Annotated in this window: 25 protein-coding genes and 1 tRNA gene; 10 read left to right on the top strand and 16 right to left on the bottom strand. The window is 59.2% G+C overall.

The features are described 5' to 3' along the window. Nucleotides 1-25: 25 nt before the first annotated feature. A complete protein-coding gene (locus ACSV9I_RS08690) occupies nt 26-658 on the bottom strand; it encodes a TetR/AcrR family transcriptional regulator (protein WP_438328395.1) in 633 nt (210 codons plus the stop codon). 124 nt (nt 659-782) lie between these two features. Between ACSV9I_RS08690 and ACSV9I_RS08685 the strand changes: the two genes are divergently transcribed. Further along, nucleotides 783-1,934, top strand: a complete 1,152-nt coding sequence (locus ACSV9I_RS08685) for an AbrB family transcriptional regulator (protein WP_438328394.1) — start codon at nt 783-785, stop codon at nt 1,932-1,934. Between the two features lie 6 nt (nt 1,935-1,940). On the opposite strand, the gene era is transcribed toward ACSV9I_RS08685, so the two are convergent. The 8 genes from era to rpoZ form a co-directional block, all read right to left on the bottom strand. Continuing rightward, a complete protein-coding gene (gene era / locus ACSV9I_RS08680; RefSeq protein ID WP_054159784.1) occupies nt 1,941-2,882 on the bottom strand; it encodes a GTPase Era in 942 nt (313 codons plus the stop codon). A 9-nt stretch (nt 2,883-2,891) separates the two neighbouring features. Then, complete coding sequence (gene rnc, locus ACSV9I_RS08675; protein ID WP_054159783.1) at nt 2,892-3,614, bottom strand: ribonuclease III; 723 nt, start codon at nt 3,612-3,614, stop codon at nt 2,892-2,894. Beyond that, the gene (gene lepB, locus ACSV9I_RS08670; protein ID WP_438328392.1) at nt 3,611-4,348 is read right to left on the bottom strand and encodes a signal peptidase I; all 738 of its coding nucleotides are present in this window, start codon (nt 4,346-4,348) and stop codon (nt 3,611-3,613) included. The genes rnc and lepB overlap by 4 nt, the downstream gene beginning before the upstream one ends. A gap of 93 nt (nt 4,349-4,441) precedes the next feature. Beyond that, nucleotides 4,442-4,849, bottom strand: a complete 408-nt coding sequence (acpS, locus tag ACSV9I_RS08665; protein ID WP_054159781.1) for a holo-ACP synthase — start codon at nt 4,847-4,849, stop codon at nt 4,442-4,444. Further along, nucleotides 4,850-5,431 carry a DUF2062 domain-containing protein gene (locus ACSV9I_RS08660; protein WP_438328550.1) on the bottom strand — a complete coding sequence of 194 codons (582 nt, stop codon included), beginning with the start codon at nt 5,429-5,431 and terminating at the stop codon, nt 4,850-4,852. Nucleotides 5,432-5,557: 126 nt separating this feature from the next. Then, entirely contained in the window at nt 5,558-5,707 is a 150-nt protein-coding gene (locus tag ACSV9I_RS08655; protein ID WP_082352613.1) for a DUF3563 family protein, read from the bottom strand. A gap of 227 nt (nt 5,708-5,934) precedes the next feature. Next, on the bottom strand, nt 5,935-8,163 hold the full coding sequence (locus ACSV9I_RS08650; protein ID WP_054159780.1) for a RelA/SpoT family protein: 2,229 nt from the start codon (nt 8,161-8,163) through the stop codon (nt 5,935-5,937). Between the two features lie 96 nt (nt 8,164-8,259). After that, on the bottom strand, nt 8,260-8,661 hold the full coding sequence (rpoZ, locus tag ACSV9I_RS08645; RefSeq protein WP_054159779.1) for a DNA-directed RNA polymerase subunit omega: 402 nt from the start codon (nt 8,659-8,661) through the stop codon (nt 8,260-8,262). Between the two features lie 293 nt (nt 8,662-8,954). Here rpoZ and ACSV9I_RS08640 point away from each other — a divergent pair, with 293 nt between their 5' ends. Continuing rightward, a complete protein-coding gene (locus ACSV9I_RS08640; RefSeq protein ID WP_438328391.1) occupies nt 8,955-9,539 on the top strand; it encodes a LabA-like NYN domain-containing protein in 585 nt (194 codons plus the stop codon). Nucleotides 9,540-9,790: 251 nt separating this feature from the next. Here ACSV9I_RS08640 and ACSV9I_RS08635 read toward each other — a convergent pair whose 3' ends face one another. The 4 genes from ACSV9I_RS08635 to dapA all read right to left on the bottom strand — a co-directional run bounded on the left by ACSV9I_RS08635 (nt 9,791) and on the right by dapA (nt 13,960). After that, on the bottom strand, nt 9,791-10,210 hold the full coding sequence (locus ACSV9I_RS08635) for a DUF3830 family protein (protein WP_438328549.1): 420 nt from the start codon (nt 10,208-10,210) through the stop codon (nt 9,791-9,793). Between the two features lie 5 nt (nt 10,211-10,215). Further along, nucleotides 10,216-10,692, bottom strand: coding sequence for an SsrA-binding protein SmpB (gene smpB / locus ACSV9I_RS08630; RefSeq protein WP_438328389.1), 477 nt, complete (start codon nt 10,690-10,692; stop codon nt 10,216-10,218). A 245-nt stretch (nt 10,693-10,937) separates the two neighbouring features. Then, nucleotides 10,938-12,806 (bottom strand): DUF4209 domain-containing protein, encoded by a 1,869-nt coding sequence (locus tag ACSV9I_RS08625; protein ID WP_438328388.1) that lies wholly within the window; start codon nt 12,804-12,806, stop codon nt 10,938-10,940. Nucleotides 12,807-13,075: 269 nt separating this feature from the next. Then, on the bottom strand, nt 13,076-13,960 hold the full coding sequence (gene dapA, locus ACSV9I_RS08620; RefSeq protein WP_438328386.1) for a 4-hydroxy-tetrahydrodipicolinate synthase: 885 nt from the start codon (nt 13,958-13,960) through the stop codon (nt 13,076-13,078). Between the two features lie 220 nt (nt 13,961-14,180). Between dapA and ACSV9I_RS08615 the strand changes: the two genes are divergently transcribed. Then, complete coding sequence (locus ACSV9I_RS08615) at nt 14,181-16,289, top strand: transglycosylase SLT domain-containing protein (RefSeq protein ID WP_438328385.1); 2,109 nt, start codon at nt 14,181-14,183, stop codon at nt 16,287-16,289. Nucleotides 16,290-16,430: 141 nt separating this feature from the next. Next, nucleotides 16,431-17,291, top strand: coding sequence for an alpha/beta fold hydrolase (locus tag ACSV9I_RS08610; RefSeq protein ID WP_438328383.1), 861 nt, complete (start codon nt 16,431-16,433; stop codon nt 17,289-17,291). Between the two features lie 100 nt (nt 17,292-17,391). On the opposite strand, the gene ACSV9I_RS08605 is transcribed toward ACSV9I_RS08610, so the two are convergent. Beyond that, nucleotides 17,392-18,405 (bottom strand): porin, encoded by a 1,014-nt coding sequence (locus ACSV9I_RS08605; protein WP_438328382.1) that lies wholly within the window; start codon nt 18,403-18,405, stop codon nt 17,392-17,394. A gap of 653 nt (nt 18,406-19,058) precedes the next feature. Between ACSV9I_RS08605 and ACSV9I_RS08600 the strand changes: the two genes are divergently transcribed. The 3 genes from ACSV9I_RS08600 (at nt 19,059) to ACSV9I_RS08590 (ending at nt 21,636) form a co-directional block, all read left to right on the top strand. Further along, a tRNA-Ser gene (locus tag ACSV9I_RS08600) sits at nt 19,059-19,149 on the top strand. Nucleotides 19,150-19,383: 234 nt separating this feature from the next. Beyond that, nucleotides 19,384-20,406 carry a porin gene (locus ACSV9I_RS08595; RefSeq protein WP_438328380.1) on the top strand — a complete coding sequence of 341 codons (1,023 nt, stop codon included), beginning with the start codon at nt 19,384-19,386 and terminating at the stop codon, nt 20,404-20,406. Nucleotides 20,407-20,703: 297 nt separating this feature from the next. Further along, nucleotides 20,704-21,636 carry a tyrosine-type recombinase/integrase gene (locus ACSV9I_RS08590; RefSeq protein WP_438328379.1) on the top strand — a complete coding sequence of 311 codons (933 nt, stop codon included), beginning with the start codon at nt 20,704-20,706 and terminating at the stop codon, nt 21,634-21,636. A 171-nt stretch (nt 21,637-21,807) separates the two neighbouring features. On the opposite strand, the gene ACSV9I_RS08585 is transcribed toward ACSV9I_RS08590, so the two are convergent. Continuing rightward, nucleotides 21,808-23,022, bottom strand: coding sequence for an NAD(P)/FAD-dependent oxidoreductase (locus ACSV9I_RS08585; RefSeq protein WP_438328378.1), 1,215 nt, complete (start codon nt 23,020-23,022; stop codon nt 21,808-21,810). A gap of 217 nt (nt 23,023-23,239) precedes the next feature. On the opposite strand from ACSV9I_RS08585, the gene ACSV9I_RS08580 reads away from it, so the two are divergent. From ACSV9I_RS08580 to ACSV9I_RS08570, 3 genes are all read left to right on the top strand, one after another. Then, nucleotides 23,240-23,593: a hypothetical protein gene (locus ACSV9I_RS08580; RefSeq protein ID WP_054160501.1), complete on the top strand. Its 354-nt coding sequence runs from the start codon at nt 23,240-23,242 to the stop codon at nt 23,591-23,593. A 120-nt stretch (nt 23,594-23,713) separates the two neighbouring features. Next, on the top strand, nt 23,714-24,130 hold the full coding sequence (locus ACSV9I_RS08575) for a PilZ domain-containing protein (RefSeq protein WP_438328377.1): 417 nt from the start codon (nt 23,714-23,716) through the stop codon (nt 24,128-24,130). A 139-nt stretch (nt 24,131-24,269) separates the two neighbouring features. After that, complete coding sequence (locus tag ACSV9I_RS08570; RefSeq protein WP_438328376.1) at nt 24,270-25,382, top strand: pyridoxal phosphate-dependent aminotransferase; 1,113 nt, start codon at nt 24,270-24,272, stop codon at nt 25,380-25,382. Between the two features lie 154 nt (nt 25,383-25,536). On the opposite strand, the gene ACSV9I_RS08565 is transcribed toward ACSV9I_RS08570, so the two are convergent. Continuing rightward, nucleotides 25,537-25,803 (bottom strand): SEL1-like repeat protein, encoded by a 267-nt coding sequence (locus ACSV9I_RS08565; RefSeq protein ID WP_054160498.1) that lies wholly within the window; start codon nt 25,801-25,803, stop codon nt 25,537-25,539. Nucleotides 25,804-25,883 lie beyond the last annotated feature (80 nt).

Raw genomic sequence — 25,883 nt, 5'->3', positions numbered from 1 at the left:
GAAATCGCCTGGAAACGACAGCCCGTTACGCGGGCTCCCCCAACCGGGCGAGATAGTGGCGAACCCAGCCGCGCCACTGCTCAAGCGCCTCGCTCTTGGACGGATATCGTTTTTCTTCATGCAGTTGCGCCAGCGACTTCATGGCCTGAAGCAGGACAATAGCGACAGGCTGAGCCTCCTCCTCTGTCCAACCAGGACGCCAGGTCAGCAAGATCTTCGCAATCTCGCGGCGCAAGCTCTCGCGCAGCACGCCAGGGCGAACACCGGGTTGCTCCCAGCGCGCATCGAGAAGACTAAGGGCGAGGCTGCGCTCGGCTGAATGCGACACCAGAACGTCGAGCAAGCGATCGGCGAGGCGCTGTCCGTCCAGCTGATCCGCCTCCGCCCGGATCCGCTCAAGTGCTGCCTCCACATGCTCGCCGTAACGGGCCACAAGGGCATCGGCCAGAACATCCTTGTTGGGGAAGAACTGGTAAAGCGAACCGATCGGCGCGCCGGCGCGAGCAGCTATCTCGGTCATGGTTGCAGCCTTGTAGCCCTGCTCCGCAAAGACGGCCGCGCCGGCATCAAGCAGTTTCGCGACACGGGCAATGCCCCGCTTGCGCTTCGGCTCCTTGGCTGTTGGCTGCGTCGGTGAACTTGACTTATGCGAGGTCATTCTCATAAAACTCGTTTTGTGAGGGTGATCTCATTTATTCGATCAAATGCCGCCAGCGTCCAGTGTTTTCGAAACGCACGGCCTCAGACGAAAGACGCAGACGGGCATGGCTGAAGACGAGCGCATGGAATCAAAACCCCAGGGCACGTCCCCTGTCACGCCCTTGGCCACGTCTTTGCCCGAACAGCCTGCCACCCCGCCTCCGGGTCTGCTGACCTCCCTTCCCTCACAGCTGCGTTGGCTGATTCTGCTCGTTGTCTCTGTAGCCATTTCAGCCTTGCTCCATTTCGCGCAGATTCCGGGCGCGCTGCTGATCGGGCCGATGGCATCAGCAATCCTTGTGGCGACCAATGGCGCTCGACTTTCCGTGCATCGCTATCCCTATATCTTCGCGCATTCGCTTCTCGGCTGCATCATCGCACGCGCGCTCGATGTCGAGACGCTGAAAGCCGTCGCGCTCGACTGGCCGGTCTTCCTCGCCATCGTGATCGCCGTGATCTCCGCAAGCAGTCTTCTTGGCTATCTGATTGCCCGGGCAGATATCCTGCCAGGCACGACGGCCGTCTGGGGTACATCTGCGGGCGCGGCCTCCGCCATGGTGCTGATGGCCGAAGCGCATGGGGCCGATGCGCGGCTCGTCGCCTTCATGCAGTATCTGCGGGTGGTGTTCGTCGCGACGGGTGCAGCAATGATGGCAGCCTTCGTTTTCAACGTTGAAGGCGGCGTGGCGCGGGAGACGGTGTGGTTTCCGGAGACAGACTGGCTTGATCTCGGCATCACCCTCATCGTCGCCGTGCTTGCGGCATCCGTGGGCGCGCGGCTGAAGATACCGGCCGGCACGATGCTGTTGCCGCTGGCGGCCACCACGATCCTGCATGTCCTGGGATATATAACGCTCAACCTGCCCGCCTGGCTGCTGACGCTTGCTTACGGCATTATCGGCTGGCGGGTCGGCCTGAGTTTCACCCGGCGCATTCTGCGCCATGCGGCGAGCGCCCTGCCCCAGATCGTCGGCTCCATCCTGGTGCTGATGACCTTCTGTGGGGGGCTTGCATTTCTGTTGTGGCGGGTCATGGGTATAGACCCCCTGACGGCCTATCTGGCGACAAGCCCCGGCGGTCTCGATTCGATCGCAATCATTGCGGCGACGACCGATGTCGACATGTCTTTTGTCATGGCCCTGCAGACCATGCGGCTGATCATCATCATTTTGATCGGGCCGCAGATCTCCAGTTTCGTTGCCAGCCGCATTATGCCAAAAGACCAACGCGGCTGACGATCATCAGTCGCGCGGGAATTCAAGACCCATTTCGCGGAAGCGTTCCGGGTCATTGCCCCAGTTTTCGCGCACCTTGACGAACAGGAAGAGGTGAACCGTCTGCTCGAGAATCTCCGACATTTCCTTGCGGGATGCGGTCGAGATGGCCTTGATCGCATCGCCGTTCTTGCCGAGCACGATCTTCTTCTGGCTGTCGCGCTCGACATAGATGACCTGCTCGATCCGGACAGAGCCATCCTTTCGCTCTTCCCACTTCTCCGTCTCGACATGGGAAGAATAGGGAAGCTCCTGATGCAGGCGCAGGAACAGCTTCTCGCGGGTGATTTCGGCCGCCAGCTGGCGCATCGGCAGGTCGGAAATCTGGTCTTCCGGATAATACCACGGGCCCTCCGGGAAGGTATCCGCCAGATAATCCATGATATCGTCGCAACCAGAGCCCGTTGTCGCGGAAATCATGAAGGTGCGGTCGAACTTGACGGCCTCGTTGGCGGTGGTTGCCAGCTTCAGCAGCGCTTCGCGCTCGACGCGGTCGATCTTGTTCAAGACCAGGATCTTCGGCTGCGGCACATCCTTCAGCGCTTCCAGAATCGCTTCGGCGTCGCCGCGCAGGCCTCGTTCGCTGTCGATCAGCAACAGGATGATATCGGCATCCTTTGCCCCACCCCAAGCCGAAGTGACCATGGCACGGTCGAGCTTGCGGCGCGGCTTGAAGATGCCGGGCGTGTCCATGAAGACGATCTGGGCGTTCTTGTGAATCGCAATGCCGCGCATGACGGCGCGCGTCGTCTGCACCTTGTGGCTGACGATTGACACCTTGGCACCCACGAAGCGGTTGACGAGGGTCGACTTGCCAGCATTTGTCGGGCCGATCAGGGCAACGAAGCCGGATCGGGTCGGGGTGTTGACGATGGCTTCGCCGCCGTCCGGGGTCTCTGTTTCGGTCATAGTGTCCAATCAGTTGGCGTTCGAGGCTTTGGCCCAGACGCCTTCGCGTTCGAGTATCTTTGTGGCGGCGACCTGTTCGGCGGCCCGCTTGGATCGGTCTATGCCGGTCTCCGGCTGGATGCCGGGGATCTCGACGATCACCGTGAAGCGGGGATCATGATCCGGTCCGGAGCGATCGGCAACCTTGTATGTAGGCGGCACGCCAAACTTGGCATGCGTCCATTCCTGCAATTCGGTCTTGGCATCACGCCGCGCACCCTCTGCACGCTTGGCGCGCTCCGTCCAGTATCGCAGGATGAAGCTGCGCGCGGCTTCGAGGCCGGCATCGAGATAGATCGCAGCAATCAGGCTTTCGACGACATCGGCGCGAACGTTGAGCATGTTCTTGGCCGTGATCGCCTTAACGTCGGCACCGGTGCGGATAAACCGATGGAGCTGCATCTCATCAGCAACGGACGCGCAGGCTTCGGCACTGACCAGCTGATTGAAGCGGACCGACAACTCCCCCTCCGTCGCATTGCGGAAGGTGGTGAAGAGAAGTTCGGCAATACAGAACCCGAGGACGCGGTCGCCGAGAAACTCCAGCCTTTCGTAGTCGCCACCGCTTTTCGACGACTGCACGCTTGCATGGGTCAGCGCGCGGGCCAGGCGGTCGCGATCGGCAAACTTGTGGCCGACCGCGTCCTCCATCATAGACCACTGCTCTTCGCTGAGGCCCTTTTTCCGGTTCATTCGACAACCTTGAACAGACGATCCCAACGCATGTTGGCCGGCCACTTCCAGACTTCGCGGAACGAGATGTCGTTACCGAGCGAGAAGAAGATCAGCGAGGCCTTGCCGACAAGATTTTCAGCCGGCACGAAACCGACGTCGAAGCGGCTGTCGAGCGAATTGTCCCGGTTGTCGCCCATCATGAAATAATGGCCGGCGGGCACGACGAATTCGCGGGTGTTGTCGCCACGAGTATTCTGCGCCTGGTCAAGCGTGTCGAAGCTTACACCATTGTCGAGCGTTTCGCGGAAGACGGGCACGTCGGTACCCGGATCCATGCGGTAATCCGAGGTGAAGACGCCGTCCTCGACCTTGGGAACCGGCTTGCCATTGACGTTCAGAATGCCGTTGATCACCTGGATACGATCACCCGGAAGGCCGATGACGCGCTTGATGTAATCAATGCTCGGATTGGGCGGGAAGCGGAAGACGGCGATGTCGCCACGCTCCGGTTCGCTGCCAAAGACGCGACCCTCGAACAGGTCCGGCGAAAACGGCAGAGAATACTTCGAATAGCCGTAGGAGAACTTGTTGACGAAGATGTAATCGCCAACCAAGAGCGTCGGCATCATCGATCCGGAAGGAATCGTAAAGGGCTGGAAGAAAACGGTTCGGATAACGACCGCCAGCAGAAGAGCCTGAATGATGACCTTGATGTTTTCCCAAAGGGCGCTTTGTGTCTTTTCTTCGCTCACGCGGATCGGTTCCTTCTTGCGAAAATCCTGCTCTCTCTAGTCCGTTCGCGTGGCTGCGGCAACCGTGAAGCCAAGCTTTCGGCCGGCGTCAGGTCACGGCTGCGCGACCGGACGGGCTTCGATCACGACGAAAGCCTGGGCATAGGGATATTCATCGGTGATCGTCAGGTGGACGTAAGGGACATGCCCTTGCGGCAGGAGCGTGGCAAGAAGCTCCGCGGCACGCCCGGTCAACTCCATGGTTGGCGAGCCGGATGGCTGATTGACCACCCCCATCTCCGCCCAGAAGACGCCACGCGCGATACCCGTGCCGAGTGCCTTGGCAGTCGCCTCCTTGGCGGCGAAGCGCTTGGCATAGGAGGCTGCCCGGTCCTTGCGGCCTTCGGAGCGCGCCTGCTCGGCCTCTGTAAAACAGCGGGCGGTGAAACGCGCACCAAAGCGCTCGATGGACTTTTCCACCCGGCGGATGTCGATGAGGTCGCTGCCGATACCGATGATCATTCAAACACTCTGCTCTTCAAAGGCATGGGCCATGTGCGCGCGGGCGCGGTCTGCCAGACGCTCGCGCCTGCGGCGCTGAAACGTCGCCACCATCTTGTAGGTTACCGGATAAATGATGATGCCGGAGACAATCGCAAGCGGCACAGCACCGACCAGCATCGGCTTCAGCAGCGGCTCCCAAAGCTTTGCGGCCCCAACAGTCGTGAACAGGCTTTCGAGATCGACCCTGCCACCGCCCGACGTCTCGCCGCCAAGAATGTGATGACCAACTTCCCAGGTGACTGCCCAGATGAAGGGAAAGGTCAGCGGATTGCCAAAGGCCGTCCCCAGGGCAGCGGCGATCAAGTTCCCAGCCAGGAGATAGGCAACGGCGAAGGCGAGCAGGAAGTGCAGGCCGATGAAGGGCGTCCAGGAAATGGCGATGCCGGCTGCGAAGCCTGCAGCCACCGCATGTGGCGTGGCTGTCAGTCGCAGCACGCGTCGGCGGACATAGTGAAACGGCCGGGAAAAGCCCTTCCTCGGCCAGAACAGCTCTTGCAGCTTGGCCTTGAGCGGCAAGCGTGTGCGACGACGAAACAGCATGGTGATCATGTAATGGATCGACCATGGGTCCTGCAAGTCTGGGCCATCGGTTCGATGCCACCGAAAACGCAAAACGCCGGCAAAGGCCGGCGTTCCATCCTTCAAACTCTGTCTGCCGGGCCGTGTTCAGCCGCGACGGAAGAGGCCACGATCGATTTCGCGCTGGCGGTATTCCAGATCGACCATGTCGCGCGCACCGTTGAGGTACATCATTTCACGCTCTGCAACGCTGGGAACGCGGAGGGCACGGGCAAATCTGCGGATCGGAGTAAACATTGTTCAGTCCTCGTTTTGCTGTCTTCATTTGTTGAGCTGAACATAATGTTGCGACGCACACGGCACCAGCGCCAAATACCCGCATCAGCCATGCGCCAAGCGCATGGCGAACTAACCAAGGTTTACTATTTGGGCAATTCTGTGCTGAAAAAGCAGGCTTTTTACGTCCAACTGGACATTCATGCGCCAGATGCTGCGGCGCACCAACGCCGCAGCATCCAAAGTGCTTAGTCGTAGACGCGCTTGACCGTCGAAATGCAGTCGAGCTGCTTCAGCTCGCCAATCATCTGATTGAGCTGCCGCAGGTCCCAGACCTCCAGATCAAGCCCCATCTCGGTAAAATCGGTCGCTACGCGGATCATGTTGAGCATCCGGATATTGATGTCGAGGCGAGCGACGCACTGCGCCACCGTCGCCAGTGTGCCCGGCTCGTTCAGCGCATTGATCAGGATGCGGGCGACAAAACGCGACTTGTTCGCCTCGTCGAGATCCCAGCGCACATCGATCCAGCGCTCCGGCTCGTTTTCGAAGCGCTGAAGGGCCGAGGCCTGGATCGGATAGATGGTGATTCCCTTTCCATCCTGCACGATGCCGACGATGCGGTCGCCCGGCACGGCGCCGGCCGGCGAGAAATGCACTTCCGAATTGCCAGACATGCCGCGGATCGGCAGAGGCTCCGGCCCGTCGCCGGCAGTGGGCACGATACCCTTGGGGTGGGCCGCACCCGGGATCTTGAAGACCATGCCATTGGCGCTGTTCATGGCAAACCAGCCCTCGTCCGAGGACGGTTTCACCGTGACCCGCTCATCCTGATAGTCGGGATAGACGGCACGCAAGACGTCGAGCGAGGAGGTCTCGCCACGTCCGACAGAGGCAATCGCGTCCTCGACCTCGCGCTGGCCCAGCCGATGCAGGACCGGTTTCAGCACTTCCCGCGAGAACACCTTGCCGGCGCGCTCGAATGTGCGCTCGAGAATACGCTGGCCAAGGCCGGCATATTGCTTGCGGATCGCCATACGGGTGGCGCGACGGATGGCAGAGCGGGCCTTTCCGGTGACGACGATCTCCTCCCAGGCCGCCGGAGGCACCTGAATGCCGGAGCGGATGATCTCGACCTCGTCACCGTTCGACAGGCGGGTCACCAGCGGCATGATCGAGCCGTTGATCTTCGCACCGACGCAGGTATCGCCGACATTGGTGTGCACGGCATAGGCAAAGTCGATCGGCGTCGCACCGCGCGGCAGCGCGATCAGCTTGCCCTTCGGCGTGAAGCAGAAGACCTGGTCCTGGAACAGCTCAAGCTTGGTGTGCTCCAGGAATTCTTCCGGGTTGTCGCCCTCGGCCAGCGCCTCGATCGTGTGGCGCAGCCAGGAATAGGCGTTGCTCTCGCGCGACAGCAGCTCGCCAGCCTCGCCGCCCTCCCCGTCCTTGTAGAGACTGTGGGCGGCGATGCCGAATTCGGCGATGTCATGCATGCGGCGCGTGCGAATCTGCAGTTCGATTCGCTGGCGCGACGGACCGACGATCGTGGTGTGGATCGAGCGGTAGTCGTTCTGCTTCGGCGTCGAGATGTAATCCTTGAAGCGCCCCGGCACGACGCGCCAGCGCGTGTGCACGATGCCAAGCGCCCGGTAACAGCCCGGGATGTCATCGACGAGAATGCGGAAACCATAAACATCGGAAAGCTGCTCGAAGGAGAGCGACTTCGACTGCATTTTCCGGAAGACGGAATAAGGCTTCTTCTGCCGTCCCTTGACGGAGGTGTTGAGAAGGCCGTTGGCGACGAGAAGGTCGCGCAACTCGTCCTCGATCTTGGTAATCAGCCCTTCGTTGCGGGTCGAAAGTTCCGACAGGCGGTCGGTCACCGTCTCATAGGCTTCGGGGTTCATGTAGCGGAAAGACAGGTCTTCCAGCTCGTCGCGCATATCCTGCATACCCATGCGGCCGGCGAGCGGCGCATAAATATCCATCGTCTCCTCGGAGATGCGGGCGCGCTTGTCGTCGCGCATATGCTCAAGGGTACGCATGTTGTGCAGGCGATCGGCGAGCTTCACCAGGAGAACGCGGACGTCGTCGGAGATGGCGAGCAAGAGCTTGCGCAGGTTTTCAGCCTGCTTGGCCTTCTTGGTGACGAGATCGAGTTTCTTGATCTTCGTCAGTCCCTCGACGAGGCGACCAATGTCTTCACCGAACAGTTCGTCGATCTCGGCGCGGGTCGCCGAGGTGTCCTCGATCGTGTCATGCAGGAGGGCGACGGCGATCGTTGACTCATCAAGATGCATGTCGGTGAGGATGGCGGCAACCTCAAGCGGATGGGAGATATAGGGGTCTCCACTGGCGCGCGTCTGCTTGCCGTGCTTCTGCATGGCATAGACATAGGCCTTGTTGAGGAGAGCTTCGTTGGCGTCGGGCTTGTACTTCTGAACCCGCTCAACAAGCTCGTATTGCCGCATCATTCAAGCGTCCCCCGGAAACGAAAAGCGCGCCAGCCGACATGACTGGCGCACACAATCCAACTGCTCCCGACAGACTTACGTCCGACCGGTTGACGATTAGTAATCGTCGCTCTTTTCTGGCGGCACAAGCCCTTCGATGCCAGCCAGAAGATCTTCTTCCGACATCTGGTCGAAGGTGAGCGTCTCGGGCAGTTCGTCCTCTTCGTCGCCCTTGCCGGCCGTACCGGTATTGGCGAGCATCGAGCTCGGCTCCTGCTCCGGCTCGTCGACTTCGACGTGCTTCTGCAGCGAATGGATGAGGTCTTCCTTCAGATCATCCGGCGACAGGGTCTCGTCCGCGATTTCGCGCAGCGCCACGACCGGGTTCTTGTCCTTGTCGCGATCGATGGTGATCGGCGCCCCTTGCGAAATCTGCCGAGCGCGATGGCTGGCGAGCAGCACGAGCTCGAAGCGGTTTTCGACTTTGTCGATGCAATCTTCAACGGTGACGCGGGCCATAGCCTGTCCTTTACGGTCGTGAATGTATGGAATTGAGGGTTGCGATACAATCAATGGACAGGAAATTCAAGTTTTTCGTGCTCGCCCGCCTCTCACGGTCCTGTTGACCCCAAAAAGATCACGGATACAACCGGTTTCAACCACAAGCTGCTTGGAATACCCCGGGCAGCACACTAAATAGTCATTATATGATCACTTCATAATTTACAGGAGTGTTCATAAGTGGAGGGGCAACGTCTTGTTTTTCATTGCCTTTAGCCATATTGCCTCTATTGGATTTAAGGATATCGGGGATGTTCGACCCACGCGAAAAAATCGCTCTCTTTATTGACGGCGCCAATCTCTATGCCGCTTCCAAGAGCCTCGGCTTCGATATCGACTATCGCAAGCTTTTGAAGGCATTCCAGAAGCGCGGCTATCTGCTCCGCGCCTATTACTACACGGCGCTGATCGAAGATCAGGAATATTCGTCCATCCGTCCGCTGATCGACTGGCTTGACTATAACGGCTACAAGGTTGTGACCAAGCCTGCCAAGGAGTTCACGGACTCCATGGGCCGCCGCAAGGTCAAGGGCAATATGGACATCGAACTGGCGATCGATGCCATGGAACAGTCCGAAACGGTCGACCATCTGGTGCTGTTTTCCGGCGACGGCGATTTCACGACGCTGGTCGAAGCCCTGCAGCGCAAGGGCCGCAAGGTTTCGGTGGTCTCGACCATGTCGACCCAGCCGCCGATGATCGCAGATGACCTGCGCCGACAGTCCGACCATTTCATCGACCTGATGACGCTGAAGGCGGAAATCGGCCGCGATCCGAGCGAACGCGGCGCACCGCGTGTGGCAGAACCGGTGTCGAGCCACGAAGAAGAGCACTGAGGGCTCGCCCTCCGATTTCAGAAAAAAATCCCCTCCCCACAAGGGGGAGGGGCTTTCGCGTCGCATACATCTTTGTCGATATAGCAAGCGGTTTGCCGGCACCTCATCGTGTGGAGAGGACGCGCGGCTTCCCTGCCCTACCTGCAATCGACGTCCGCTTCGCTGAGCCGCAGACGGCGAGGCCGCGTTATGCCCTCCCCCTTATGGGGAGGGTTTGAGATGGGAAGGGTTTGGGAGAGGACTTTCTTTACTTACATCGCCTCGAAAGCGATATCCTGCGCGCCCTGCCACAAGACCTGTTTGCCCATGGCCTCCAGCTGCTCCATGCCCTTTGTCACCGTCAGGAAATGGTTGCCGGAAAGCACGCCCATCTTGCTGGCAAATTGCGAGCTGCCATAGGCAAAGAGAAGTTCCGTCTCGCTGAAGCCGCCGGGATAGAGCAGAATATCGCCGCGCGACGGATGGGCGGTGTGGTTTTCAAAGCCGGCACCGAACTGGAAATCGCCGAGCGGCACCCAGACTGCCTCGCCCGACCAGCGCGAATGGATGGCCTGATTGTGAAACGGCAGGAAGTTCTGGAAAATCCGGCAGGTTTCCGGCGCCTTTTCCAGCTCGAACCGGGCTTCGAAAACGAAGGGGCCGACCGTGACCTTCAAATGTGTGGCTGGCATGCTCATCAACCCGTCTTCATGATCCGCTGCTTCTGGCGATTCCAATCGCGCTCCTTCTCGGTCTCGCGCTTGTCATGCAGCTTCTTGCCCTTGGCAAGCGCCAGCTCCAGCTTCGCCCTGCCCTTCTCGTTGAAATAGATCTTGAGCGGCACAAGCGTCATGCCCTCGCGATTGATCGAGGAGCGCAGACGGTTGATCTCGCGCTTGGACAAAAGCAGCTTGCGACGGCGGCGCGGCTCGTGATTGAAGCGGTTGGCCTGCAGATATTCCGGCAGATGCGAATTGATCAGCCAGATCTCCTCGCCCTCATCGGAAGCATAGGATTCGGCAATATTGGCCTTGCCTTCCCGCAGCGACTTGACCTCCGTGCCGGTCAAAACAAGACCCGCCTCGTAGGTGTCGACGATCTCATAATTGAAGCGCGCCTTGCGGTTTTCCGCGACGATCTTGTTGACGGTGCGCTGTGAGCCTTTGGGGGCCATGGTTCAATCTTCCGTTTCGCCCGGGATTTTGTCGTGGAGTTCGCCATGCGCGGGCGGGGCGTGGCGGGTATGGGAGGTATGTAATGGAGGATGGGGGGGAAATAAAGGTGGAGGTGGAGAGGCGTCGGCATTGCGCCTTCAGATCTCTAACTCTCCGCCTCTACTCGGCTTCTGAAAACCGAAGTACCTCTACCAGGTCGACAATGAAGCTACCGCAGTTTGTGTGATGGAATCGATAATTCGTCTCAAACATCGCCATCCTGCACCGGTTCACCAGTGGGCATTTCATCACCGTAGTCGCCGACATCCGCCTTTCGAGCGGCTTCCTCCCCGCGTCGCGCAGCTACGTCGCGAACCTCTTCGTAGACCCCCATGACTAGCAGGGAGTGAATGATCAAATCGCAAACCTGCCAATTCGCATAGGACGAGGAGGCAAGTCCGTGTGCCACAAGGTTCCTAAGATTGGTACCGCGCGCGTCTGCGAAGATCGATTTGATTTGCAGGATGATATCAGGACCCATGGCCTTCTGGACCGATTCCATGGCGAGGAAATCACCGAGGTTGGAGGACACCTCCCAACCCGGCGCGCCGCGTTTGGCCTTGGTCGTGACCTCTCCCAGATTTCTCGCCAACTTCCGGAACCCTGTCTCAATCAGAGGAACGAGCGTGAACAGCGCTTTGATATAGTCCCCGTGCATCCAAGCCTTGATGCCTTCTCGCATTAGGTGGAAGTCATCGAATAATTCGGACTGAAAAATGAAACTTGATATTTCCTCCGGCGACAAACGATGGAAATCCACAGCCTCGTCAAGCGCCCTCGCAAGAAACTGTCTGTTGAGTTGTTGACCGGTATTCAGACGTCGAATGAGATTCCCTTCTTTGTCATCTTCAGTCGACCCAACGGTCGCGGCCTTATGATCTTCAGCGAGAATAGATGAAGAGAACATCGCCATGAGCGGCGCAGCTCTCGCTTCGCGTTGCAAGGAACCCCAGAGCCTCTCCCTAGGTTCGGTGAATTCTACTGCAATATTAAACAGAGCCTGCTGCCAGCTATTTTTGTCGACGACAGTAGAAAGGAATTCGTCCAATTCCTCCTTGTCGATTGTCATCGTCGTTGTGAAAGACTGCATTTCCTCGTGACTATTGCGGATAGCTTGCTCACGTTCGAGCCTGACTGCCCTCGCATGGTCCTTGTCTCCGGCCGTTGACATGTATTCGACGGCGGTCTCTAGCCAGCCCATCGCCTGCATGGCGCTCCCAGCGCGCGAAATATAGATGAAAGCGTCGGCTATCCCTTTGGCGACACGCTCAACCTCGGAAGTCGCCCCCGCCTTGCGGTAGTAATCGATGAGACGAACGCCAACGTTCTCGGCGTGATGGGGATCGAAGCTGTCGGAGCCTGGTGCAGTATATCCAGCGAACAAGGTCTCCCAACCAGTTCGCAAGCGCTCCCGGTCGTCTTCGCTCAACGCGATCTTTCGATTCTGCAGCAGTTCGTCGGAGACCGCCCACCACCATGCCTTCTCAGCTACCGCCTTGTCGAAAGCAATAAGAAGCTGGCCCTTTGTACCCCTAATGCGTTCCACGTCGTTTATGAGGGCTGCAAGGCGGGCTGCGCGTTTGAGCACAACTATATTGTCATGTTGATCCGGCCGCATGTCGTTCGTCACCGAGGCCAGATAGCTGTCGATAGCGATGCGAGCAAATTCAGGATCGCCCCGCGTCTTCGACACGGGACTGCTGAACTCCCATACAAGATCTGCGTAGCGGCCTCTTAGAACCGGATGGCCAAGGGTTTTCGCTCGTGCTTTCCAATGCTCAATTACTTCAGGTGTCAGTTCCCGAACATCAGGCCCATACCAATCCGAGCCATCTGCCTTAGTGCCTGAACTCCATGCTCCGAAATAAGTGTTCCACGGTCCCATGTTCTCGGCTTCACGCTGTAGAGCGAAGGCCATGGCATCAGGCCATGCGTCACGGAATGCATCTGAGTTGCCCGCAAGTTTCATGCGAGCAGGGCTTAAGGCAGCCGATATTACGTTGGCCCCCAGCTTTTCTTCAGACTGCTCGAAGCCTTGGATAATGACCTCAATCTCTGTGGGCACGTCGATCACGCGTCGATCCTCCACATCCTGTATCTCAAATGACTATTTCAGCACGGTCGACTTCAAGTAGTCATTCTCGTTCTTCAGTCCGTCGCAGCTCAACCTTTCGAAGACGTCCCAGGTTATCAGATTAAATCGCTTCGCTCCATTTTTGGTGGACTATCCAAGGACAGGTAGATTAACGAATGAAGAGTTGCGGCCATCATCCGTATTTCGAATTCACCCCTGAGCCTCACTTCACCCAACAAAAAAGCCGGCGTTTCCGCCGGCCTTTTGTCTCAATTCATCAGTCCCGCATGCTTCAGCGCCGCGTCGATCGCGGCTTCCGTCGAAGCCTCCAGCGTGCCCAAGAGCGGCAGGCGGACATTGCGGCTCATACGGCCGAGGCGGTTGAGGGCGTATTTGGCGCCACAGAGGCCGGGCTCCAGGAAGATGGCCTTGTGCAGCGGCATTAGGCGGTCCTGCAGGCCAAGGGCCTTGGCATAGTCGCCAGCGAGGGTCGCGGCCTGGAATTCCGCACAGAGGCGCGGCGCGACATTGGCGGTGACGGAAATGCAGCCCACGCCGCCATGGGCGTTGAAGCCGAGCGCCGTGGCGTCCTCGCCCGAGAGCTGGACGAAATCCGTGCCGCAGGTGATGCGCTGTTCGGAGACGCGCTCGATCTTGCCGGTCGCATCCTTCACGCCGACGATGTTCTTATGGGCTTTCGCAAGCGCGCCCATGGTCTCCGGCGTCATGTCGATCACCGAACGGCCGGGGATGTTGTAGATGATGATCGGCAGCGAGACGGCCTCGGCGATCGCCTTGTAATGGGCGATCAGGCCCTTCTGGGTCGGCTTGTTGTAATAGGGTGTGACTACGAGCAGCGCGTCTGCGCCGACGGCTTCGGCGTGCTGGGCAAGCTCGATCGCTTCCACCGTATTGTTGGAGCCGGCACCGGCAATGACGGGCACGCGCTTGGCCGCCGCCTGCACACAGAGCTCGACGACCCTTTTGTGTTCGGCATGGGAGAGCGTCGGGGATTCGCCCGTGGTGCCGACCGGGACCAGGCCGGTTGAGCCTTCCGCGATCTGCCATTCGACATGGGCGAGAAAGGCTTGCTCGTCGACGGCCCCCGTATCGGTGAAGGGCGTGACGAGTGCGGGAATGGATCCCTGGAACATGCAATGAACTCCCACGGGCCGACATTCACGCTTCGGCCGCATTCCTGAATTAAATCGGCTGCACATTACTTCGCACCTTTTGGTGCGACAAGCGCATGTTCAACGGTTTTGTGACGGAATCCGCAAGGATTGGCCAGGCCGCCTTTTCCGGGTTCGACAAGATTTCGTTAACCTTTAGACCCGCCTATTGGCAATATGGTCGCAAGTCTCGGGTGTGTGGATGAAAAGAGCCGTCCTGTTCGCTTCCATCGTCAGCTGTGGCGTTCTCGCCGCGGGTGGGATGGACCTCGCGCGAGCATTGTCGGACATGCCCTCCTTGCCAGAGGATGTGCCCGTGCCGCTGAGCAAGCCGCTGGGATTTGCGCCGACCAAAGCCATGCCGCCCTCCTTTGACCTGCCGTCTGCCGAGACCACCGGCACCATTCCGCGAACGAACCGGCTTCCCGCCGTCAACCCGGATCTGAAGGCGGGGCTGGATGCGCTTTCCGCCAGAGATGGGGCGGGTGCGGTTGCCATCCGCAACCGGATGGCCAGCGGGCTGGATCGGCACATGCTGACCTGGTCGATTGCCATGTCCGGCCTGCCGGAGATTGCCGCGGAAGAGATTGCAGCGGCAAGCCGCGAGCTTGAGGGCTGGCCCGGTGCCAAGACATTTCGTTCGAATTCCGAGCGCGCGCTTTTCAAGGCGAAGCCTTCGGCAAGCCTTGTCCTGTCTGCCTTCGGAACGACAGCGCCGGAAACGACCGAGGGGCAGTTGCTGCTGGCCCGTGCCCATGCCGATACCGGCAATGCGGCCGCGGCCAAACGCATTATCCAGCATCTCTGGCATGATGAAGTGCTCGAAACCTTTTGGGAAGACCGGATTCTGGCCGATTTCGGCGGCATGCTGGACAAGGCCGATCACCGCCTGCGCATGGAGCGCCTGCTTTACAAGGACCGCGCCAGCCAGGCGAAACGCTTTGCTGCACTTGCGGAAGCAGACCCACTGTACACGGCCTGGGCCGCGCTGATTGCGGGATCGGCCAATGCCGGCGATCTGATCGGCAAGCTCGAGCCCGCATGGGCCAAGGAGCCTGCGGCTCTCTTTATACGCATCGAAAACCTGCGCAAGCAGCAGAAATACGAAGAAGCAGCCACGCTCTTTGCCCGCATGCCGAGAGAACGCGAGCGGCTGGTCGATGCGGGTGCCTGGTGGAACGAGCAGCGGATCATTGCCCGGGGGCTTGCCGATCTCGGGAAAACGCGCGAGGCCTATCAGATTGTCGCCAATCATGTTGCGACCGATCCGGCTGACGTTGTCGATGCCGAGTTCCATGCCGGCTGGTATGCGCTGCGGTCGCTTCATAACCCGACGCTGGCTCGGCCTCACTTCGAGCGGATCCTGGCGGCATCCGACCGCCCGCTTTCTCAGTCGCGTGCCTATTACTGGCTCGGCCGTACGGCGGAAGCAGCCGGCGACAAGGCGCGGGCCGACACTCAATTTGCCCAGGCTGCGCGTCACGTCAGCACATTTTATGGACAGCTCGCGGCCGCTCGCCGTGGCGCGTCCGGTCTGACCATCCCCTATCCGGCGCCAAGCGACACCGAACGGGAACGCTTTGCCGGTCGCGAAGCGGTGCGCGCCATCGCGCGTTACGAGGCGGCTGGACATGGCAGGCGGGCGCAGGGACTTTACAAGATGCTGGCGGAACAGCTGGACAGTCCGGGGGAACTTGCGCTTCTGGCGGCGCGGGCGGAAAAATCCGAGGGCGGCCATCATCTGGCGCTGCAGATCGGCAAGACGGCTTATGGCCGAGGGATCGATGTGCCGGCGCTTGCCTTCCCGGTCGGTGTCATTCCCGATGCTGCGGATATTGCCGGCTCCGGCAAGGCGCTTGCCTATGCGATTGCGCGGCAGGAAAGCTCGTTCAATCCCGGGGCCGTGTCGCCCGCCAATGCGCAAGGGCTGCTCCAGCTGATGCCGGGCACGGCGCGGGGCGTCGCAAAACGCCACGGCATTGCCTATGCGCCCGAAAAACTGACACGCGATGCCGGCTTCAACGCCACGCTCGGCGCTCATTATCTCGGTGAGCAGATCGACGCCTTTGGCGGTTCCTACATCCTGACCTTCATTGCCTATAATGCGGGCCCGCGCAAAGTGCCGGAATGGATTGGCCGCTATGGCGACCCGCGCGGGAAGGCGATCGACGAGGTCGTCGACTGGATCGAGCGCATCCCCTTCCCCGAGACGCGCAACTATGTGCAGCGGGTTATGGAGAACTATCAGGTCTACAAGACAAGGCTTGGCCAGAAGACCGACATCGTGCACGATCTGCGCTTCGGGCGCTGAGTGAAGTTCTGTCGCCTTCCAATCTTCCGCCATCTGCGCCGGCAAAATCGCTTCGCAGTCTTGCTGGAATTGCACTAGCATTGTCCCCATCCGGTTTCGAATGCTGTCAGCAATCGGTATCACAGAGGGGAGATGGCCTGCATGGTGGATGTCGAGGATCGCTTCATCACGGGTGCGGACGGTTTGCGCCTGCATCTTCGGCTTTATGGTGTGTCCAATGGCGGGACCCCGGTTGTGTGCCTGCCGGGACTGACCCGCAACCTTCTCGATTTTGACGGGCTGGCGCATATTCTCGCCGCCTCCCCGCATGGACGTCAGGTCATTTCGATCTCGTCGCGCGGACGGGGGCGATCGGATCGTGATCCGGACCCGACCCGTTATACGGTACCGGTGGAAGCCAGCGATGTTATCGCGGTGATGGATGCGCTTTCACTGAACCAAGCCGCCTTTATCGGCACCTCGCGCGGCGGCCTGATCCTGCATATGCTCGCGATGACACATCCAGAGCGGATCGACCGGGCCGTTCTCAACGACATTGGTCCTGTGCTGGAGGCGGACGGGCTCCGGACGATCCAGACGCAACTGGCGGCCCGAGATACGCCAGGCACAATCGATGAGGCCGTCGCAGCCCTGCGTCAGGCCTATGGCGCGGAATTTCCGCGACTCACCGAGCAAGACTGGCGCGACATGGCGGGAGCGCTGTTCCGGGAACAGGATGGCAGACTATCATCCGATTACGACCCGGCCATCGCTGCTCAAATCAGTGCGATCGACCTCAATGCGCCCTTACCCACACTCTGGGAGGCTTATGAAGGTCTGGCGAAAAAGCCATTGATGGTGATCCGCGGAGAAAACTCGCAGCTTCTGTCGCATCAGACTGTGCAGGCCATGGCTGCCCGCAAACCGGATCTCGTTTTCATCGAGGCCGAGGGCCAAGGCCATGCACCGATCCTGCACCTCGCACCGCTCCCCGAGCAAATTGCGGCGTTTCTTACCGCCTGAGCGGCATACGCACCGGCCATGCTGACGCAGGCTCTGAGGCGCTCAAACGGAAAAAGCCCGGCTAAAAGCCGGGCTTTCCCTATCCGATCCTAAGATCGAATTAGAACGAGCGGGTCAGACGGACGAAGCCGGTCCAAGCTTCCGAGCTGTCGTCGGCGTCGAAGTAGTCGACGGTCGCAGCAGCCTTCAGGCCAGTTGCGATCTGGTATTCAGCCAGAAGGCCGACGCCCCATGCGTCTACGCCGCTGTCGAAGCCAACGTCGCCCCAGTAGTTAGCCGACGGGGTGATGGTGAGCTTTTCGGTAGCCTTGAAGCCGTAAGCTGCGCCAACGGTCCACTCAGCAACCTGTGCGTAGGTGGATTCGCCAGAAGCGTAACCAGCGTAGAGTTCGAACGTACCCGGGCCAACTTCAGCCGAGACTTCGCCAACAACGAGGCCTTCTTCAGCGTCGAAGTCGTATGCGCCCCAAGCAGAGATCGTGGCTGCGCCGAGCGAAGCCGAAGCGAAGCCCTGTACGCCGAGGTCGTCGAAGCCGTCGTTCGACAGCTCGTCAACGCCGAGACCAACGGTGAAGGAGTCGGTTGCGTAGGTGTAGGAAACAGAGTCGAACTTTGCGTTGGTGATGAAGGCGTCGCCTTCAGCAGCCGTGCCAACGTCGTCGAGCCAGGTCAGGAAGTAACCGGCCTTGAAGCCGCCAACAGTGATGTAGGCCTGATCAAGGAACAGGTTAGAACCGAGCGTGTAATCGTCGCCATCAACGTCAGTTACGGTGACTTCGTCGTCGCTGGTGCCAGAGATACGGATGTAGGAACCGATGGTGCCGACTTCCGAGTCATTCTTGGCTTCAAAAACTACGCGACCACGGGTCTGGAAGTCGCCGCCGAAATCTTCGCCGTCAACCTTGGCCCAGTCGTAAGAGAAGCGAACTTCGCCGCCGATCTTGAGGCAGGTCTCGGTGCCGGGGATGTAGAAGTAGCCGGTGCCGAAAGCGTCGCAAACGCGAACGTATTCCATGGGCTCAGGCTCGGCAGCAACGATGGCGTCGGCAGCCTGGGCGCCGGAAACTACAGCGAGAGCTGCAGCGGAGCCGATGAGAAGGCTCTTGATGTTCATTATTGACCTCCAGTCAAGTTTCGTATGGGTCTGGGTTATTTGGCTGAAGGACAGCGTTCCCTGCCCCATCCCCGTCGGTTTCAGAAGACGGACGATCCACCGCCTCGCTTCCGATGTTGAAAATACAAAACATCTCCGGTCATGCAATCACCAAAGAGAGGAATGGGGGGATCGCCACCCCCCTTACCGAAATCCTGTTGCCGAAAGGTCACAAAACCGCGATCCAGGACCCGAAGTCATTTACCTTTCGTTAAGAAAGGCGAATGGAATCCGACAGTTAGAGGAGCTTCCTTTCTATATATAGGGGGGCTCCACTATCCGGAGCACATCCGATTTGGGACAGTTTGCCCTTGTTATAAGGGGATTCCCGTGCCGGCGGTGACCGGTGCTGGATTGAAGGACGTCTTGCCGATACGCGTTTGGCGCGGCCCTCACCGTTCAATTCATGCAGAGGAGGGCCAGAATCGACCAGGCGATTCCCTGGCTGATTCCCATTTTGCCCTGATTCCCTTGTGATTCTGGCGTTAGGCGTCTGTTGAGGCCTCTGGCGCGCAGCGGGCGGCGCTCTTCAGCGGGTCATCTGCGCGGTAAAATGTGCGAGACGGATAAAAGGCCTTGCATTCGACGATTCAAGACAATAATCAGGCCGGACCGGAGAGGTGGCCGAGTGGTCGAAGGCGCTCCCCTGCTAAGGGAGTATACGTCAAAAGCGTATCGTGGGTTCGAATCCCATCCTCTCCGCCATTTGGCCCGAGCGGCTTTTCTCATCTTTCATCGCAAATACCTCGCTTTACCGCGTCGCAGCTGTGCTGCGTGATTTTCGGATCACCCTGGACGCCTTCCTGACTGCGCGTGCACGGTTTTGTTGGCTGGCTCGGTACGAGCAGATACCCGCACATCCAGCCTATCCTATTGATATATAATATTTATTCCGCGAGACGCCTAAGCGTGACCTCTATAATTGACTGGAGGTCAATAATGAACATCAAGAGCCTTCTCATCGGCTCCGCTGCAGCTCTCGCTGTAGTTTCCGGCGCCCAGGCTGCCGACGCCATCGTTGCTGCCGAGCCTGAGCCCATGGAATACGTTCGCGTTTGCGACGCTTTCGGCACCGGCTACTTCTACATCCCCGGCACCGAGACCTGCCTCAAGATCGGCGGCGAAGTCCGTGCGACCCTGTCGTTTGATGACAGCGCTGCTGACGACTTCGAAACTGAAGTTCGCGCTCGCGTGGCGTTCGAAGCCAAGAACGACTCGGAAATTGGCACGATCGGTTCCTACATCCGCCTTCAGGCAACTCAGGGTGCAGAACTCTCCCGCGCTGACGTCGGCCTGGATCAGGCCTACATCACCGTTGGCGGCTTCAAGGTCGGTCGCGCTCTGACTTGGGCTGACGATTGGGGTCTGGCTGGTGAGTCCGACGACTACTTCGGCAACGCGCGCTTCAACACCGTTTCCTACACCTACACTTCGGATGCGTTCTCCGTCGGTCTCGGCGTTGACGACCTGTCGGGCGTGTATGTAGAGGACGCAACTGGTGCCGTTCTCGCTGACTACGGCAACGAAGTTGGTGCCGAGGCTTTTGTATCGGCAGCATTCGGTCCTGCATCTATCGTCGTAAATGGCGCTTACGACTTCGAAGCTGAAGAAGGCGCAATCGCTGCTGTAGTCTCGGCTGACCTCGGCCCGGGTACGCTCGGCATTGCTGGTGCCTACGCAACTGGCTACTCCTACGGCTACGACTTCCAGTCTGAGTGGACCATCGGAGCTGCTTACACCTTCAACGCAACCGAGAAGCTGGCCATCACTGCGCAGGCTAACTACTACGGCGACGTAGCTGACGGTGGCGTATTCACCTCGGCTGACGCCTGGGCTGCTGACCTGTTCGTTGAATACAAGCTCGCTGCTGGCCTCACGGCTTCGGCTGACGTCCAGTACATCGACGCTGACGGCGCTGACGACAACTTCAACGGCTTCGTTCGCCTGACCCGTTCGTTCTAATCCACAACGGATTAGCGAATAGCTAGAGGGTCCGGCTTCTTTTGGAGCCGGGCCCTTTTGCTCAAGCGGCAGTTCACCTGACTATTGTTGTAATTCAATATCTTGCCCGCCCTTCCCTGCAGAAGGGCTACCAATCCAGGAGACACAAATCGAAAGCATGACAGGGGCTCGCATCGAGCCGATCACAAAAGTTTGTGCCGTTTTGCCCTATACTTTTTATATCTTATAACAATTATGCCGCTCGCGGGGAAACGAGCGACGTGCTCGTTCGCGCGTGTGAATGAGATGTGGGGACATATGCAAGTGGAACTGCCGGCCGGTACGGGTTTCGACAGCTTTGTCGAGGTACCCAATTACTCCGTCCATTATCAGTACAGTACCGGCAATATCCTGCACGAGGTGCGGGAAACCTCCCTGCGTGAGATGTTCGCCAAATATGGCGACCTGCTGTGGATGAATGGCAGCCACAAATACAATGTCACCAATTTTATCGGAGAGCTTCACGATCTCCTTGATATTCCGAGCTTTGCGACCTTCTCGCAGTCGATGCTCGACGAACTTATCGGCAAATTGCGCAAACGCGGTAATAGCAACGCCACCATCAATCGAAAGATGGCGGCCCTCAGCAAGCTACTGCGAAAGGCCTACAAGATGGGAGACGTCCACAGTCTGCCCGAATTCAAGCGGCAAAAGGAAAAAGCCGGGCGAATTCGATTCCTCGATCGCGACGAGGAGGACCTGCTGTTCTCCGAAATTCGCGCCCATTCCGAACTTTACTACCGATTCTGCATGTTCCTCGTCGATACGGGCGCCCGCTTGAGCGAGGGCCTCGATCTGCGTTGGGGCGATATCAATGCGCATCGTGTCACTTTCTGGGTGACCAAGTCGGGTCGTTCGCGCTCCGTCCCCCTCACCCAGCGGGCGGCGGCTGCCATTGCGGCATCTGACAGGCGCCACTCCGGCCCCTTTGCCGAAATCGATCAGCAGCGCTTCCGGATTGCCTGGCACAATGCCAAGGACAAGATCGGATTTGCGGACGACAAGGATGTCGTGCCGCACGTTCTTCGCCACACCTGCGCCTCGCGCCTGGTTCAGGGCGGCATCGATATCCGTCGAGTGCAGATGTGGCTTGGACACCAGACGCTGACCATGACCATGCGCTATGCGCATCTTGCCTCGCATGACCTCGATATGTGCGTCCCCGTTCTCGAACGGGCTGCTGCATGCTGATTGCATCACTTTTTTTTGAAAGTGATGTGATAGCGCTACCATCACTTTGAAAAGATTGAGCTTTTAGGTTTATGCGATAACTATTCTACAAACAAATAAAGGGTCCGGCTAGCGCCGGACCCTTTCTTATTGTCTTCAGAGGAGCGCGGACAGGACCCCCGCTTCACGCTTTCACAGCAACTGTTTGAGATCGGCCGCTGGGTCGGCAAGCACAGCCTTGTCAACGGCCTTTGCCGTTTCCAGAAGTTTCTTGCCGGTCACATAGGCCTTGGCATCGTTGATCGCGTCGACCGCAACCAGCTGGCCCATGCGGAAATACCAGACCGAGGCGCTGCCCTCCCGGCTACCCGGACGCACCAGTGTTTCATCATATCCAAGATTGAAGCCCGCTATCTGCAGCTTGACCTCATATTGATCCGACCAGAACCATGGCTTCGGCTGATAGGCCGCAGTGCCACCGACGAGCTGGGCCGCGACAGCCTCCGCCTGGTCTACGGCATTCTGAACCGATTCCAGCCGAACTCTCTCACCGTTCCAGGTTTGCAAGGCGCAGTCGCCCACGGCGAAAATGGCAGGATCGGCAGTGCGGGCGTGATCGTCGACGACGATACCGTTCATGGTTTCAAGACCGGCGTCAGAGGCCAGCTGGTCATTCGACAGAACACCGATGCCGACAATGGCCATATCGATGTCGAGAACGGTGCCATCGGAGAGTTCGGCAGCCGTCACCCGGCCCCCATCCTCGATCAACCGCACGAGTCCGGTCCTCTCCCTGATATCCACGCCTTCCGCACTATGAATGGCCCGCATGATCTCGGCCGTCTCCTTCGCCGCGACACGCGCGAGGATCCGATCCGCCATTTCGATGAGCGTGACCGAAAGACCGAGCTTGCGGGCGACGGCGGCGGCCTCAAGACCGATATAGCCACCGCCAATGATCAGCACGTGCCGACCGGCTTTCATTTCCACGGCCAGCTTGTCCGCATCGGCTTTGTCGCGAACCGTGTAGACGCCTTCAAGATTGCCGCCAATCGCATCCGGCAGCCGGCGGGGCGATGCCCCTGTCGCGAATACGAGCGTCTCGTAGTCGATGCTGCTGCCGTCGAACAGGCGGACAAGCCGCGCTTCCCGATCGATCATCTCGACCGATGTCGAAAGCCTGAGCTCGACATTGTTCTCGACATACCATTCCTCCGGGCGAAACAGGAGGCGGTCAAAGCTCATCTCGCCCAGAAGATACTTCTTCGACAGTGGAGGACGCTGATAGGGGGCGACAGGCTCCGCACCAAGAATGGTGATCGGGCGTTGATCGCCCAGGGTCCGCATTTTGGCCGCGAGCGCAAACCCCGCCTGCCCCGCTCCGATGATCACCAGTCTGCCCGTCACGATCACTGCCTCTTCCAAAAATTCACTTTGCACTGCCCGGTTGAGCCGGCACAGCCGAGCTAGGCGTATCTTCGTGGCCCTTTGTGGTCAACAATCGATCGCGTGTCCCGCATCGGGACCAAAATGCAAAGTCCGGTAGAATTTTATCGAATGATTGCAGCATGGATACAGAAAGTTGCGCTAGTTTAAGATCAGGCAACTCGTTGAGGAGCGCGACATGCCGCTACAGTCGATACCAGATGTCAAAGCCCCCATCCCGCGGGACCAGATCTTCGAGAAATTCAAGATCGACCGGCCGGGCAAGATCGTTTTCGTCGGCCATCATCTGAGCACGGCGACAAGCCTGCGCTGCGTGATCCGGACAATATCGCTCTATGGGGCCGAGCTCGACGTGTCGCCACATGTTGCCGTACCGAGCAATTTCTTTCTCGAGATCCTGGGCATCCATGATCATATCGGATGCACCGTGATCCGACGTGAGGCGGAGAAGCTGACGATTGGCTTCAACATGCTGATCGACGCAGAGTTTCTCCATCATGTCGTTCGGCTTAACTTTGAGCTTAGCCACTGAACCGGATTGCTCTGTCGCAGGACAATATCAGAGCTTCCTAAATGTTGAATCATCTTATTGATCCAATTGAAAAGCTTCACCTCTAGCGTCGTGTCGAGTGGGAAAAGGGAACACGCTGCGATGGCCATGGAAAATTCGACACATCTGGCGGGCGTGACCTCGGAAATGTACGAGCGCAAGTGGGAACGCTTTTATGTCCGTCGGCCGGCCAAGGTCATGGCCGTCAATCCGGGATTGACCGGCATCACCATCCGCAGCTGCCAGGTCGTCGACATTTCCCGTGGCGGGGCCGCGATCGAAGTCACGACGGCCATGGGCCTCTCCTCCCATTATTATCTGCAGATCATCGGCCTTGCGGCCCGGATCGGTTGCGCCGAGGTCTATCGGAGCGCCAACAGGGTCGGTGTGAAGTTCATCGCGCCCATCTCCGAAGCCCTGCTGCATCAGATCGTGCGGGCGGACTTCATGCTCGGCGAAAAGCTGGATGCACCATTGAAACCGTTCCAGAACGGCAGCGGCGCACGCCTCGGACGCTGATACACGCCAACCCAGCGCCGACCTGAATTTCCCCGCGAAGATCGCCAGCCAACCGAACCAGATGCTGTCCCAAAGGGCTTGTCTTTAAACAGGCCCGACCTATCCTGCGCACCCTCACCAATGCCAGGACGTCTCCCGCATGACTGCATTTTCGCGCTTCACACCGCTTGCCATCAGCCTTCCCGCGACCGTTCCCTTCGTCGGACCGGAAGCCATTGAACGCCTCAAGGGACAAACCGTCCGGGCCCGGATCGGCGCCAATGAAAGCGGCTTCGGCCCTGCCCCTTCCGTACTTCAGGCCATCTGCGAGAAAGCCGGCGAGATCTGGAAATACAATGATCCGGAAAACCATGCGCTCAAGGCCGCTCTTGCCAGCCATTTGAATCTGCTGCCGGAGAATTTTGTCATCGGCGAAGGGATCGACGATCTCCTGGGGCTGATCGTTCGGCTGGTGATCGAGCCCGGCATGCCCGTGGTGACTTCGCTCGGTGCCTATCCGACCTTCAACTTTCATGTGAACGGTTTTGGCGGGCGTCTGGTAACAGCACCCTACCGGGATGACCGAGAAGACCTTGAGGCGCTTCTTACACTGGTGAACCAGGAAAATGCGCCGCTTGTCTATTTCGCCAATCCTGACAACCCGATGGGGAGCTGGTGGGATGCAAACGATGTCGTGGCTTTCGCCCGCGCATTGCCCTCCACGACGCTCCTTATCCTTGACGAAGCCTATTGCGAGACGGCACCTGAAGGCTCCATTCCGGCTTCAGACGCGCTGATCGACCTGCCAAACGTTATCCGCACGCGGACGTTCTCCAAAGCGTATGGATTGGCCGGTGCACGTGTCGGCTATGGCATCGGTACGGCGGGCACCGTGTCTGCCTTCGACAAGATCCGCAATCACTTCGGCATGCCGCGCCTGTCGACGGAAGCCGCCCTCGCGGCTCTTGCCGATCAGGCTTATCTCACCGCTGTCGTCAATCGGATCAAGGCAGCGCGGGAGCGGATTGCCACGATCGCACGCGCCAATGGGCTCACGCCGCTTGCTTCGGCAACCAATTTCGTTGCGATCGACACCGGGCGGGACGGTGTCTATGCCCGTGCGATCGTCGACGGCCTGATGGAGCACGGCGTCTTCATCCGGATGCCGGGTGTTGCTCCGCTCAATCGCTGCATCCGCGTGTCGACAGGATTGCCCGCCGATCTCGATCTCTTCGAGCAGGCCCTGCCCCAGGTCCTGAAGGCAATCGGATAAACAATCGCGCATGAAAAAGACCGCGCCGGCCTTGTTCCTGCCGGTCACGGTCTTGAAAAGTGTTGGCCTTGGCCCCGTCCAAAGGTCCCCGCCACGTTCCCCAATCGGGTTGTTGTCTTGACGCCGCCGGCCACGCTTGGTGGCCGGGACCGTATCAGTGCATCGTCATCCATTCGCGGGCGGCACGAAGCGCCTCGGCGAGCTCGGACTTGCTCATGGTGTGGGCGAGATCCGCGCGCAGCTCGGCGGCGCGGTCGCAACCCTTGATCGCTGCGATGTTCAGCCACTTGTGTGCCGAGACCAGGTCGATCGGGCAACCGCGACCGGTCGCATACATCAGACCCATGTCGCGGAAGACGTCGGCCCGGGTTTCGCCACCCATGGTGGCATTTTCAGAATTGTGCATTTCAAAGCGTGCCATTGGTTTTGTCCCTGTTTGCCTAGTGGTTTAAACGTCCCTGTCTTTCCCTTTCGGGCCCTTCCCTCACGGCGCCGGCTCGT

Source organism: Rhizobium sp. G187, from assembly GCF_051549525.1.
Lineage (GTDB): Bacteria > Pseudomonadota > Alphaproteobacteria > Rhizobiales > Rhizobiaceae > Allorhizobium.
This window is presented reverse-complemented; position numbering and strand designations above follow the sequence as displayed.